This is a genomic window from Streptomyces sp. B21-105, assembly GCF_036898465.1.
In the GTDB taxonomy this organism is placed as follows: domain Bacteria; phylum Actinomycetota; class Actinomycetes; order Streptomycetales; family Streptomycetaceae; genus Streptomyces.
On sequence record NZ_JARUMJ010000001.1, the window covers coordinates 7,864,766 to 7,877,871 of the forward strand.

The following is a 13,106-nucleotide window of genomic DNA, read 5'->3' on the forward strand; positions in this document are numbered from 1 at the left end:
GCGCCGGGCCGGGCGTCCGGGTGCGCCCGCGTGGTGGGGGCGACGGCCCCCTCGAGGGCATGCGGTGATGGGGTCATGCGGTGGCGCGGGGCGCGCGGCAGTCCCGGCCTCTTCGCCTGTCACCGCCACGGCGCGCCCGGAGGGAGGTAATTCCGTCATTGCCGCACATGGCCGCGGGCGTGGCCCGTACGGTGGTGCTGCGGAACAGATCTTGCACAGCTCTGGGGAGAGAGGCCTGGGCCATGGACCGTGGCACCGAGAGGGACACGCCTCCCAGCCGCGGGGCCGGCGGCGAGGCGGCGGACCGGGCGGGCGGGGTGCCGGCCCGGTCGGAGGGCGCCCCGGGACCCGTCGGCACCGGACCTGCCGATGCCGGGTCCGTCGGCGCCGGGTCCATCAACGCCGGGTCCGTCGATGCCGGGCGTGTTCCGCTGGCCGTGGTCGTGGTGGACCGCGAAGGTCTCGTCTCCCACTGGAGCACCGGCGCACGCCGGCTCTTCGGAGTCGGCAAGGACGAGGCGATCGGCCGGCCGGCGATCGACCTGCTGCCCGTCGCCGGCGCGCTCCCCGAGCCCGACGACGACCTCCCCTACGACGACTTCCCGGGCGGCGCCCACCACGAGTACGGCGCCTATGACGGCCTCGGGCCCGGACTGGACTCCTCCCTGGACCGCGGGCTCGGCTACCCCGCGGCCGGCCGCGCCCGGCTGACCGTGCCGGAGCGGCACCGCGTCGACGTGCTCTGGTGGGCCTACCCGCTGGTCGGCCCGGGGACGGAACGACTGCTGGTGCTCGCCGCCGACGCGTCCGTCCTGCACCAGGAGGAAGCGGCGGGCCTGCACCAGGAGGAAGCGGCGGGCCTGCACCAGGAGGAAGCGGCGGGCCTGCACCAGGAGGAAGCGGCGGGCGCTCTGGCCGTCGAGCGCGTCGCGCCCGGCTTCGCCGTGCACACCGACTTCCCCGGCGCGCAGGAACTCGCCCGCCGCCTGCCCGAGATCCTGCCCAGCATGAGCGTCGGCGAGAGTGCCCGCATCGTCGGTCAGATCCTCGAACTCGGCTACCCCGTGCTGGAGTTCAGCCACAACGACCGGGTGCCCGTGACTCCCGACTGGGGAGTGGCCCGGCGCGTCGAGCGCAGAGCGCGGCGCGAGCACGCCGCCCGCGCCGCCGCCGAAGGGCTGCCGATACCGGACCACCTCGCCGACGAGGGCGACGACCTCGAGTACGCCGCCGTCCGTGAGCGCCTGGAGTTCCTCAACGAGGTCAGCGGACGGATCGGCACCTCCCTCGACCTCTCCCGCACCATCGTCGAGGTCAGCAGAGCCGTCGTGCCGCGCTTCACCGACGTGGCCGGCACCTACCTGCGCGAACAGGTCGTCGCCGGCGAGGGCTTCCCCGACGGCGTGCCGGACACGACCACGATGTGGCACCGGGTCGCCCTCGAGCACACCGACGAACCCGGCCGCTGGGACGACGTCGTGCCCGTCGGCGAGGCCATGCCGTTCCCCGCGCACACCCCGTTCTTCCAGTGCATGACCACGGGCGAGCCGGTCCTCGTGCCGCGCATCAGCGAGCAGTTGGGCCACGCCATCGCCGCGCAGTTCGACAAGCGCGACATCCGGCCCCTCATCACCGGCCGCTCCATGCTGGTCGTCCCGCTGAAGGCCCGCAACGTCGTCCTCGGTTTCATGATCCTGCTGCGCCACCCCGAGCGCGTCGAGTTCAACGACATGGACCGGGTCACCGGCGCCGAACTCGCCGCCCGCGTGGGCCTCGTGCTCGACAACGCCCGCATGTACACGTACCAGGAGTCCGTCGCCGAGACCCTCCAGGACAGCATGCTGCCGCACATCCCGCGCCGGATGGCGGGCTGTGACATCGCCACCCGCTATCTGCCGGGCACCCTGCTGGGGCGGGTCGGCGGCGACTGGTTCGACTCGGTGAAGCTGCACGGCGCCCGCACCGCCCTCGTCGTCGGCGACGTCATGGGCCACGGCCTCAACGCGGCGGCCATGATGGGCCAGTTGCGCACGGCCGTGCAGACCATGGCCACCCTGGACCTGCCGCCCGCGCAACTGCTGCGCAACCTCGACGACCTGGCCCAGCGGCTCGGCGACGGCTACCTCGCGACCTGCCTGTACGCGGTGTACGACCCCATCGCCGGCGAGCTGCACCTCGCCAACGCGGGCCACATCCCGCCCGTGCTGGTGCGCGCCGCCGACGGCCGCAGCGAACTCCTCGACCTGCCCACCGGCGCGCCCATCGGCGTCGGCGGCGTGCCCTTCGAGGCGGTGCGGGTGCCCGTGGCGCCCGGCGACCGGCTGGTGATGTGCACCGACGGGCTCGTGGAGATGCGAGGTGAGGACATCGGCGTCGGTCTGGCGGCCCTCTGCGAGTCCGCCGCCCATCCGGCCGCCTCGATGGACGACGCCTGCGACACCATCATCCGCGCCCTCAACACCCGGGGCGGCCGCAAGGACGACGTCGCCCTGCTGATGGCCCGGCTGGGCGGCATCGCCCCGCGGGACGTCGCCGAATGGCGGTTCCCCCCGGACCCGGCGGAGGTCGGCCGGGCGCGGGCGGCGGTCCGCGAGCAACTGCACGACTGGGGGCTCGGCGAGACGGCCGGTCACGCCGAGCTCATGGTGAGCGAGCTCGTCACCAACGCCGTGCGGCACTCCCGGCACAGCCCCGTGGCCGTGCGCCTTGTCCGCGGCGACACCCTGCTGTGCGAGGTCGACGACGACGATCACGAGCTGCCCAACCTGCTGAGCGCCGGACCCGGCGACGAGTTCGGCCGGGGGCTGCGCGTGGTGAGCACGCTGGCCCGTGAGTGGGGCGCCAGCGGTACGCGCACAGGGAAGTCCGTGTGGTTCGAACTGACGCTGCCGCGGCGCTGAACACGCCCCGGCCTTCCGCCCGGACCAGGACGGGCCCGGGGGGGGGCCCACGCCCCCGCGCCCCGCGCCCCGCGGACGCGGCGTGAAGGAACGCGCACCGTGCTTGTCGCGGCGGCCGGGGGACGGTAGACCGTACTCGCCCGTCACTTACGGCGGATCGGCTGTGCACCCAGGGGAGTTGGGCATGAGCGTGGCGAGTCGGTACCGGCAGGCGTGGGAGAGCTTCTGGCGGGAGGCCCCGACGGAGCCGGGCGGTGTGTTCTGGGACGCGGACCCGAAGGTCACCGCCGCGCGCCACCTCGCCCTCTTCGAGCCCCATCTCGTCGATCCGGAGCTGGCGTTGGTGGACCTCGGCTGCGGCAACGGCACCCAGACCCGGTATCTCGCGGACCGCTTCCCGCGGGTGATCGGCGCCGACCTGGCCGCGGCCGCCCTCGACCACGCCCGGCGCGCCGACCCCGCCGGCCAGGCCGCGTACCGGGAGCTGGACGCGTCCGAGAAAGGCGCGGCCGAGGCGCTGCACGCCGAACTCGGCGACGCCAACGTCTATGTGCGGGGCGTCCTGCACCAGTGCGAGCCCGCCGACCGGCAGCCGCTGGCGGACGGCATCGCCGCGCTGGCGGGGGAACGCGGCCGGGTGTTCCTCGTCGAGTTGTCCGAGGCCGCGCGCCCTGTCCTCGGCGCACTGGCGCAGAGTCCGTCCGGGCCGCCGCCGAAGCTCGCGCCCGTGTTCCGGCACGGCATCGCCCCGGCGAGGTCGCCGACGACGCGGTGCCCGGGTATCTTCGGGACGCCGGGCTCACGGTGCTGGCCGCCGGCGAACTGCCCCTCGTCACCACCGAGTTCACCGCCGACGGCGTCAGGATCGAGCTGCCGTCCAGGTGGCTGGTGGCCGCCCGGAGCGTGTGACGCGGCCGCTGGCCGACGACCGGGTGCCGCGCGCCTGGGCGCCGTGGCTCGGCGCGGCCAAGGCCGTCGGCGCGGTCGGCCTGCTGACGGGGCTGTTCGTGCCCGCCATCGGTCTCGTCCTGCTACTTCCTCGGGGCGGCGGTCACCGTCTGCCGGTCACCGTGCTGCGGGCCCGCTGGTTCTCGCACGTCCCGTTCCCGCTGCTGTACGCGGCGCCGGCGGCGGCCTCGCATCCCCGCTCACCGGCGCCGACGGGCGTCGCGGCCTTTCTCCACCGTGATCGGCCGGAGAGGTCCTAGGCTCGGACTTCCTGGAACGGACGGGGGACGTGTACGTGAAGATCCTTATCAGTGCCGACATGGAGGGCGCCACCGGCGTCACCTGGCCCGACGACGTGCTGCCGGGGGCCGCGCCGTGGGAGCGGTGCCGGACGATGTTCACCTCGGACGTCAACGCCGCCGTGGTCGGGTTCTTCGCCGGCGGGGCCGACGAGGTCCTGATCAACGAGGCCCACTCGACCATGCGCAACCTGCTCCTGGAGCAGCTCGACGAGCGGGCGGAGATGCTCACCGGGCGGCACAAGTCGCTGTCCATGGTGGAGGGCGTCCAGCACGGCGACGTCGACGGCATCGCCTTCGTGGGCTACCACGCGGGCGCCGGGATGGAGGGCGTCCTCGCCCACACCTACCTCGCCAACTCCATCACCGGCGTCTGGCTCGACGACGTGCGGGCCAGCGAGGGCCTGCTCAACGCGCACGTGGCCGCCGAGTTCGGCGTGCCGGTCGTCCTCGTCACCGGCGACGACGTGGCCTGCGAGGACGCGCTCGGCTACGCGCCCGGGGCGCTGAAGGTCGCGGTCAAGGACCATGTCTCACGTTACGCGGCCGTGTGCCGCACACCGGCCCGCACCGCGGCCGACATCCGGGCGGCGGCGAAGGAGGCGGCCTCTCTCGCGGTCCGTCAGGAGCCGGTGGCGGCCGGTCCGTTCACCGTCGCCGTGGAGTTCGACGCCGAGCACCTGGCGATGGCGGCCACCGTCGTGCCCGGCGTCGCCCGCACCGGCGAGCGGAAGGTCGCGTACACCAGCGGCACCATGTACGAGGGCATCCGCACCTTCAAGGCGGTCACCACGATCGTCTCGGCCGCGATCGAGGAGCAGTATGGCTGACGCCCGCGCGCTGGACGAGGTCGTCCGGTTCACCTCCGACCTCATCCGCTTCGACACCGCCAACCGGGGCGGCGGCGACTGCCGGGAACGGCCCGCCGCCGAGTACGCGGCCGCGCTGCTCGCCGAGGCGGGCGTCGAGCCGACGCTGCTCGAACGCACGCCGGGCCGCACCAACGTGGTGGCCCGGTTCGAGGGCTCCGATCCCCGCGCGGACGCCCTGCTCGTCCACGGCCACCTGGACGTCGTCCCGGCCGAGGCCGCCGAGTGGAGCGTGCACCCCTTCTCCGGCGAGGTGCGCGACGGCGTCGTGTGGGGCCGCGGCGCGGTCGACATGAAGAACATGGACGCGATGATCCTCGCCGTGCTGCGGGCCTGGTCCCGGCAGGGCGTACGGCCCCGGCGCGACCTGGTCGTCGTGTTCACCGCCGACGAGGAGGCCAGCGCCGTGGACGGCTCCGGGTTTCTCGCCGACCGGCATCCGGGGCTGTTCGAGGGCTGCACCGAGGCCATCGGCGAATCCGGGGCGTTCACCTTCCACGACGGCGCCGGACGCCAGATCTACCCCGTCGCCGCGGGCGAACGCGGCACCGGCTGGCTGAAGCTCACCGCGCACGGGCGCGCCGGACACGGCTCCAAGGTCAACCGGGAGAACGCGGTGACCCGGCTGGCCGCGGCCGTCACCCGGATCGGCGAGCACGCGTGGCCGCTGCGGCTCACCCCCACCGTGCGCGCCGCACTCACCGAACTCGCCGCGCTGTACGGCATCGAGACCGACCTGAGCGACGTCGACGCCCTGCTGGAGAAGCTCGGGCCCGCCGCCGCCCTCGTCGAGGCCACCGTGCGCAACAGCGCCAACCCGACGATGCTGGACGCCGGTTACAAGCTCAACGTGATCCCGGGAACTGCCGTCGGATACGTCGACGGACGGTATCTCCCCGGCGGCGAGGAGGAGTTCCGGGCGACGCTCGACGCACTCACCGGGCCCGACGTCGACTGGGAGTTCGCGCACCGCGAAGTCGCCCTCCAGGCACCGGTGGACGCGCCGCTCTTCGCTCAAATGCGGGCAGCGGTCCAGGAGTTCGCGCCCGAGGGGCATGTGGTGCCGTACTGCATGTCCGGCGGCACGGACGCCAAGCAGTTCTCGCGGCTCGGCATCACCGGCTACGGCTTCGCCCCGCTGAGGCTGCCCCCCGGCCTCGACTACCAGGCCCTCTTCCACGGGGTCGACGAACGGGTCCCCGTCGAAGCGCTGCACTTCGGCGTCCGCGTCCTCGACCGGCTCCTGCGGACGGCGTGAAACGCGCCCCGGACGGAACAGGGGAGCGGGACGTGCCGTTCCTGCCCGCCTCGGATTCCTGGCTGTGGCGGACCGCCGCGGGGGAGGGGCGCGGGTTGTGACGGGCCGCCGCGACACGCGCGCGCTGCGGGTCGACCTCTCGTTGTACGCTCGGGCGTTCGGGCCGCACCCGCGCGGCGTCCCCAGGCTGGAGCTCGCACCGTGAAGGAACTCGTCAGGCCCTCCCGGCTCGCTCCCGGCGCCAGGGTCGCGGTCGTCGCCCCCAGCGGGCCGGTCGCGGAGGAACGGCTGCAGGCCGGCCTCGACCTGCTGCGCGGCTGGGACCTCGACCCGGTGGTCGCCCCGCACGTGCTGGACCGGCACCGCGCGCTGCCCCATCTGGCGGGCACGGACGCCGACCGGGCCGCCGACCTCCAGCGGGCCTGGTGCGACCCCGGCGTCGACGCGGTGCTGTGCGCACGCGGCGGTTACGGCGCCCAGCGCGTCGTCGACCTGCTCGACTGGGACGCCATGCGGGCCGCCGGCCCGAAGGTGTTCGTCGGCTTCAGCGACAGCACCGCCCTGCACGAGGCGTTCGCCGTCCGGCTGGGCCTGGTCACGCTGTACGGGCCGGTGGCCGCGGGCATCGACTTCATCAAGAACGCCCGGGCCCAGGACCATCTGCGGGCCACCCTGTTCGCCCCCGAGACCGTCCGGGTCATCGGCGCCGCCGGTGCCGGGGGCCCCGCGCTCGCCCCGGGCCGGGCGCGCGGCGTCACCCTGGGCGGCTGCCTGACGCTGCTCGCCACCGGGTACGGCACCCCGCACACCCGGGCCGGCGCCCGCGGCGGGCTGCTCCTGATCGAGGACGTGGGCGAGCCGCCGTACAGCGTCGACCGGGCCCTCACCCAGCTTCTGCGCACCGGCTGGCTGGACGGCGTCGCGGGCGTCGCCCTCGGCTCCTGGGACCGGTGCGGGCCCTACGAGGAACTCCGGCCTGTCCTCGTCGACCGGCTCGGCGGCCTGGGCGTCCCGGTCGTCGAGGAACTCGGCTTCGGGCACTGCGAGGGAGCGCTCACCCTGCCCTTCGGCGTGAGCGCCGTGCTCGACGCCGACGCCGGCACGCTCACCCTCGACACCCCGGCCCTGCGCTGACCCTCGGCCGCTCACCTGGCCCGCTCACCTGGACCGTCGACCTCGCCGCGTCACCCGAAGAGCAGCCCCCACCGCGCGTGAGCGGCCGGGCGGGCCGACCCTGGTCCCATGAGCCCGAAGACCTCGAAGAGCGCCAGGACCTCCGAGAGCCGCGCGAGGGCGCCGATGACGCCCGGCCGGATCGCCGTCCTGGTGCTCGCCGTCCTCGCCCTGGTCTTCATCTTCGAGAACACCCAGGAGACGGAGATCCGGCTGCTGGTCCCCGTGGTGACCATGCCGCTGTGGACGGCCCTGCTGGCCACGGGCGTCATCGGCGCGCTGTGCGGGTCGTACTTCGCGTACACCCGCACCCGGCGGAGGTGACCCGGTCGTAGGCTGGTCGGATGCCGCACACCGCATCGCGCTACCTCGCCGAGGGGCCCCGCGTGGGAATACGCCACTTCACCTACGACGACGGGCCGGAGTTCACCTCCCGCGCACGGGAGAGCGAGGACCTGCACCGTCCCTGGCTGTTCCCGCCCGCCACCGCCGACGCCTACACGGCCTATGCGGGCCGGCTCATCGAGGACCCGTCCAAGGCCGGCTTCCTCGTGTGCACCCTGGAGGACGACGCCATCGCCGGGTTCGTCAACGTCAACAACATCGTCGAGGGCGCGTTCCAGAACGGCGCGCTGGGCTACGGCGCCTTCGCGCACGCGGCCGGACGGGGCCTGATGCGCGAGGCGCTCGACCTGGTGGTGCGGTACGCGTTCGGTCCGCTGCGGCTGCACCGGCTGGAGATCAACGTGCAGCCGGGCAACGCCGCCTCGATCGCCCTCGCCCGCGCCTGCGGATTCCGGCTGGAGGGATTCTCCCCCGAGATGATCTACATCGACGGCCAGTGGCGCGACCACGAGCGGTGGGCGATCACCGCCGCGCCACAGACCCGGACCTGGACGCGGACCGGGACCCCGGCTTCCGGTTGATCTTCATGGTGTCGAGGTCCGTGACCGTCGACCTCAGGCCGGTGAAGCCGTACCCGAGTTCCCGCAGCGTCGTCTCGGCGCGCTCCTCGGCGAGCGCGCCCGCCATCTCGTCGCCGTCCGCCGCGTCGGACACCACCGCATAGCGCATCGAGAAGTGCTTCAGCGGCGACGTCTCGTACGTCAGCGTGCCCTCCTCGGTGAACCGCATGCTCGTCAGCCCGTGGTCGGCGGCCCCGGCGAGCAGCCGCGCGCGGCCCTCCTCGCGCAGACCGTCCCACGTGCCCCGGACGATCACCCGGTAGGTGTGCTGCTCACTCACTGCCGCTCCTTCGCGCATGCCGTGGAGCCCCCGTGGACGCCGTCGAAGGAGCGACGATACGGGCGTGGGGCCGCCGTCCACCCGGAATTTCCACCCGGTGCTGTCCGGTGCTGTCCGGTGCTGTCCGGTGCTGTCCGGTGCCGTCCGGGCCGCTCACGGCAGCCGCGGGAGCACCTTGGTGCGGTAGAAGTCGAAGAAGCCGCGCTGGTCGGGGCCGATCTGGCCGACGTAAACGCGGTCGAAGCCGGCATCTGAGAAGGCCGTGAGGGCCGCGAGGTGCTCGTCGGGGTCGTCGCCGCACACCGTGTTGTCGCCGACCGTCTCCTCGCTGACCAGCGGCTCCAGCTGCTCGAAGTGGCTCGGTGTGGGCAGGATCTGGCCCATCTCGCCGGGCAGCAGCTGGTTCGACCACAGCCGGCGCACCGTGCGGACGGCCTCGGCGCGATCCGTTCCGTAGCAGACCTTCACACCGCCGCTGACGAGCCCCGTGCCGCCGCCGCCCTTGCGGAACTGCTCGACCATCGGCTCGTCCGGCATCATCGTGATGAAGCCGTCGCCCACCCGGGCCGCGAGGGAGGTCGCCTTCGGGCCGAACCCGGAGACGTCGATGGGGACCGGCTCGTCGGGGACCGTGTACAGGCGGGCGTTCTCCACCGTGTAGTGGGTGCCGTAGTGGCTGACCTCCTCGCCGGTGAACAGCCGGCGCATCACCTGGACGGCCTCCTCCAGCATCTCCAGCCGCACGTTCGCGGGCGGCCAGGCGTCGCCGAGGATGTGCTCGTTCAGCGCCTCGCCCGAGCCGACGCCGAGCCGGAAACGGCCGTTCGTCATCACCGCGGCCGTCGCGGCGGCCTGTGCCACCACCGCCGGATGCATCCGGACCGTCGGACAGGTCACCGCCGTCTCGACCGGCAGCGACACCGCCTCCGACAGCGCGCCGATCACCGACCAGACGAACGGGCTCTGGCCCTGCGCGTCGTTCCACGGGTGGTAGTGGTCGGAGATCCACAGCGCGGAGAAGCCGGCCTGCTCGGCCATGCGCGCCTGCTCGACGAGGTCCGCGGGAGCGAACTCCTCGCAGGCCAGGAAGTAGCCGTACTCGGGCATCAGGGGTACCTCCGAGATCGGGTGGTTCGCTGTCGCCGCCCGAGTAACCCGGGGCTCGGACGGGAAACCGGCGCACGTTTGGCCGCCCCTGCCCGGGGGACGCGGAAACCCTCGCACGCCGGGCACATCGACGACCGGCCGGGCACACCGGCGACAACGACAACGACGACAACGACGACAACGACGAGGGGAACGACGTGAACGACCAGAGCCACGCGACCGGCGAGGCCGGCGAACAGCATCCCTCCCCGGAGGACGACTCCCAGTCGATCACCGCGCCTACGCCCGAGGTGGGGCAGCACGGGGACGGCGCCGCGGGCGCCGCCGGGGACCGGTCGTCGCCGGAGGACGGCTCCCAGTCGATCGACGCGCCGACGCCCGAGGTGGGACAGCGCAGTTCCGGACCGCCGAGGACGTCGCACGACGGCCAGAGCCGGCCCGTTGCCGGGACCGCCCAGCGCGACGACCGCGCGGAAGGAGACCGCTGACCCGATGGACACCGCCGAACTCGTCGAACTCGGACAGCAGTTGAGGGTGGACAGCGTGCGCGCGTCCGCCGCCGCCGGGTCCGGGCACCCGACGTCCTCGATGTCGGCCGCGGACCTGATGGCCGTCCTGATCGCCCACCACCTCCGCTACGACTTCGACCGCCCGGCCCACCCCGGCAACGACCGCTTCGTCCTTTCCAAGGGCCACGCCTCCCCGCTGCTGTACTCCGCCTACAAGGCCGCCGGCGCAGTCGACGACGAGGAACTGCTGACCTTCCGCAGGCTCGGCAGCCGGCTCGAGGGGCACCCCACCCCGCAGCGGCTGCCATGGGTGGAGACGGCCACCGGATCGCTCGGCCAGGGCCTGCCGGTGGGCGTCGGCATCGCGCTGGCCGGGAAACGGCTGGAGCACACCGGGTACCGCGTCTGGGTGCTGTGCGGGGACAGCGAGCTCGCCGAGGGCTCGGTGTGGGAGGCAGCCGAGCACGCGGGCCACGAGCACCTGGACAACCTCACCGCGATCGTCGACGTGAACCGGCTCGGCCAGCGCGGCCCCACCCGCCACGGCCACGACCTGGACGCCTACGCCCGCCGCTTCCAGGCCTTCGGCTGGCACACGGTCGAGATCGACGGGCACGACGTGGACGCGATCGACCGCGCGTACGGCGAGGCGCTCTCCACCAGCGGGCAGCCCACCGTGATCCTCGCGCGCACCCTCAAGGGCAAGGGCGTGGCCGAGGTCGAGGACCGTGAGGGCCTGCACGGCAAACCGCTGCCGGACGCCGACGAGGCGATCGAGGAGCTCGGCGGCGTCCGCGACCTGCGGGTGCGCGTGCCCGAGCCGCCCGACGCCCCGTTGCTGCACTCCGTTCCCTCCGGACAGCCGGACCTGCCCCGCTGGGAGAAGGGCGAGGAGGCGGCGACGCGGGATGCCTTCGGCAAGGCCCTCGCCGCTCTCGGCGCCGCCCGCGAGGACGTCGTCGCCCTCGACGGCGAGGTCGGCGACTCCACCCGTGCCGAGGCCTTCGCCAAGGAGCACCCCGGCCGCTTCTTCGAGTGCTACATCGCCGAACAGCAGCTGGTCGCCGCCGCGGTCGGCCTCTCGGCGCGCGGCTGGACGCCGTACGCCTCCACGTTCGCGGCCTTCCTGAGCCGCGCCCACGACTTCATCCGCATGGCGGCCGTCAGCGGCGCCGGCGTCAACCTGGTCGGCTCCCACGCGGGGGTCGCCATCGGGCAGGACGGCCCCTCGCAGATGGGCCTGGAGGACCTGGCGATGCTGCGGGCGGTGCATGGTTCGACCGTGCTGTACCCGTGCGACGCCAACCAGACCGCCCGGCTCGTCGCCACCATGGCGGACCTGGACGGCGTCCGCTACCTGCGCACCTCGCGCGGCGCCGCGCCGGTGCTCTACGGGCCGGACGAGGAGTTCCCGGTCGGCGGCAGCAAGGTGCTGCGCTCCTCGGGCCGGGACCGGCTGACGATCGTCGCGGCAGGCGTCACCGTGCACGAGGCGCTGAAGGCCGCCGAGGCGCTCGACGGCGAGGGCATCGCGGTCCGGGTCGTCGACCTGTACTGCGTCAAGCCCGTCGACCGGGCCACGCTGCGGCGGGCCGCCGAGGAGACCGGCTGCCTGCTGACCGTGGAGGACCACCATGCGGAGGGCGGCCTCGGGGACGCGGTCCTCGACGCCTTCCTCGACGGCCGCCCGGTGCCCCGCCTGGTGCGTCTCGCCGTCCGGACGATGCCCGGTTCGGCGAGCCCGGCGGAGCAGCTGCACGCCGCCGGCATCGACGCCGAGTCGATCGCCGCGTCCGCACGGCTGCTGGTGGAGCAGGCGATCACGCCGTGAGCGGCGACGACGTGGGCACGGTGCGCACGGTGCGCGCCGGCCGCCGGACCGTCGAGGTGCACCGGCCGGACAAGGTGCTCTTCCCGGGCGGCGGGGACGCGAAGGAGTACACGAAGAGCGACCTCGTCGCCTACTACCGGGCCGTCGCCCCGTTCATGCTGCCGCAGCTGCGCGGCCGTCCGCTGATGCTCGAACGGCATCCGGACGGCGTCGACGGGCCGCGCTTCATGCAGAAGAACACGCCGGAGCACTACCCGGAGTGGATCACGCGGGTGGAGCTGGCCAAGGAGGGCGGCACGGTCTGTCACACCGTGTGCGACGACACCGCCACGCTGGCGTTCCTCGCCGACCAGGCCTGTCTCACCCTGCACCGCTGGCTGTCCCGGTCCGACAGTCCCGACCGCCCCGACCTGATGGTCTTCGACCTCGACCCGGCCGACGGCTCCCCCTTCGCCGCCGTCCGCGACACGGCCCGGTGGCTGCACGACCTCCTCGGCGAGCTGCGGCTGCCCGCCGACCTGATGACGACGGGCTCGCGCGGGCTGCACGTCGTCGTCCCGGTCGACGGGCAGGACGACTTCGACGAGGTCCGCCGGTTCGCCCGCGACGTCGCCGAGCTGCTCGCCGCCGGGCATCCCGACCGGCTGACCACGGCGGCCCGCAAGAAGGACCGCGGGGACCGGCTCTACCTCGACGTCCAGCGCAACGGGTACGCGCAGACCGCCGTCGCCCCCTACACGGTGCGCGCGCTGCCGGGGGCGCCCGTCGCCACGCCGATCAGCTGGGAGCAGCTCGGCGACCCCGGCCTCGGCCCGCGCCGCTGGACCATCGCCGACGCCGTCGAGCAGGCCCACACGCGGCCCTGGTCCGGGACGTCGGGACGGGGGCGGGCGCTGGGCCCGGCCCGGCGCCGGCTCGACGCACTGCGTGGCTCGTGAAGGTTTGGCCAAGGAAGTTCCGGCCACCC

At 73.8% G+C, this 13,106-nt stretch carries 12 protein-coding genes and 1 pseudogene; 11 read left to right on the forward strand and 2 right to left on the reverse strand.

The annotated features are described in order from the left end of the window. Positions 1–242: 242 nt before the first annotated feature. The 8 genes and pseudogenes from QA802_RS35190 (at position 243) to QA802_RS35225 (ending at position 8,373) form a co-directional block, all read left to right on the forward strand. The gene (locus tag QA802_RS35190; protein ID WP_334531437.1) at positions 243–2,900 is read left to right on the forward strand and encodes an ATP-binding SpoIIE family protein phosphatase; all 2,658 of its coding nucleotides are present in this window, start codon (positions 243–245) and stop codon (positions 2,898–2,900) included. Positions 2,901–3,084: 184 nt separating this feature from the next. After that, positions 3,085–3,809 (forward strand): annotated as a pseudogene (locus QA802_RS35195) (methyltransferase domain-containing protein). Beyond that, on the forward strand, positions 3,806–4,108 hold the full coding sequence (locus QA802_RS35200; RefSeq protein ID WP_334531439.1) for a hypothetical protein: 303 nt from the start codon (positions 3,806–3,808) through the stop codon (positions 4,106–4,108). Before QA802_RS35195 ends, QA802_RS35200 begins: the two are co-directional and overlap by 4 nt. Before the next feature lie 35 nt (positions 4,109–4,143). Then, positions 4,144–4,977, forward strand: a complete 834-nt coding sequence (locus tag QA802_RS35205; RefSeq protein ID WP_334531442.1) for a M55 family metallopeptidase — start codon at positions 4,144–4,146, stop codon at positions 4,975–4,977. After that, positions 4,970–6,274, forward strand: coding sequence for a M20/M25/M40 family metallo-hydrolase (locus QA802_RS35210; protein ID WP_334531445.1), 1,305 nt, complete (start codon positions 4,970–4,972; stop codon positions 6,272–6,274). The genes QA802_RS35205 and QA802_RS35210 overlap by 8 nt, the downstream gene beginning before the upstream one ends. Positions 6,275–6,475: 201 nt before the next feature. Beyond that, positions 6,476–7,408 carry a S66 peptidase family protein gene (locus tag QA802_RS35215; RefSeq protein ID WP_334531448.1) on the forward strand — a complete coding sequence of 311 codons (933 nt, stop codon included), beginning with the start codon at positions 6,476–6,478 and terminating at the stop codon, positions 7,406–7,408. A 108-nt stretch (positions 7,409–7,516) separates the two neighbouring features. Next, on the forward strand, positions 7,517–7,771 hold the full coding sequence (locus QA802_RS35220; protein ID WP_334531451.1) for a LapA family protein: 255 nt from the start codon (positions 7,517–7,519) through the stop codon (positions 7,769–7,771). A 20-nt stretch (positions 7,772–7,791) separates the two neighbouring features. After that, positions 7,792–8,373 (forward strand): GNAT family N-acetyltransferase, encoded by a 582-nt coding sequence (locus tag QA802_RS35225; RefSeq protein WP_334531454.1) that lies wholly within the window; start codon positions 7,792–7,794, stop codon positions 8,371–8,373. On the opposite strand, the gene QA802_RS35230 is transcribed toward QA802_RS35225, so the two are convergent. After that, the gene (locus QA802_RS35230; RefSeq protein WP_334531457.1) at positions 8,315–8,692 is read right to left on the reverse strand and encodes a DUF6204 family protein; all 378 of its coding nucleotides are present in this window, start codon (positions 8,690–8,692) and stop codon (positions 8,315–8,317) included. The genes QA802_RS35225 and QA802_RS35230 overlap by 59 nt on opposite strands. 153 nt (positions 8,693–8,845) lie before the next feature. Beyond that, a complete protein-coding gene (locus QA802_RS35235; protein ID WP_334531461.1) occupies positions 8,846–9,799 on the reverse strand; it encodes a TIGR03557 family F420-dependent LLM class oxidoreductase in 954 nt (317 codons plus the stop codon). Positions 9,800–9,996: 197 nt separating this feature from the next. On the opposite strand from QA802_RS35235, the gene QA802_RS35240 reads away from it, so the two are divergent. The 3 genes from QA802_RS35240 to ligD are packed head-to-tail and all read left to right on the forward strand — an operon-like array spanning position 9,997 to position 13,077. After that, positions 9,997–10,287, forward strand: coding sequence for a hypothetical protein (locus QA802_RS35240; protein WP_334531463.1), 291 nt, complete (start codon positions 9,997–9,999; stop codon positions 10,285–10,287). Between the two features lie 4 nt (positions 10,288–10,291). Next, complete coding sequence (locus QA802_RS35245) at positions 10,292–12,139, forward strand: transketolase (protein ID WP_334531465.1); 1,848 nt, start codon at positions 10,292–10,294, stop codon at positions 12,137–12,139. Continuing rightward, entirely contained in the window at positions 12,136–13,077 is a 942-nt protein-coding gene (gene ligD, locus QA802_RS35250) for a non-homologous end-joining DNA ligase (RefSeq protein ID WP_334531468.1), read from the forward strand. The genes QA802_RS35245 and ligD overlap by 4 nt, the downstream gene beginning before the upstream one ends. The last annotated feature ends 29 nt before the right edge of the window (positions 13,078–13,106 follow it).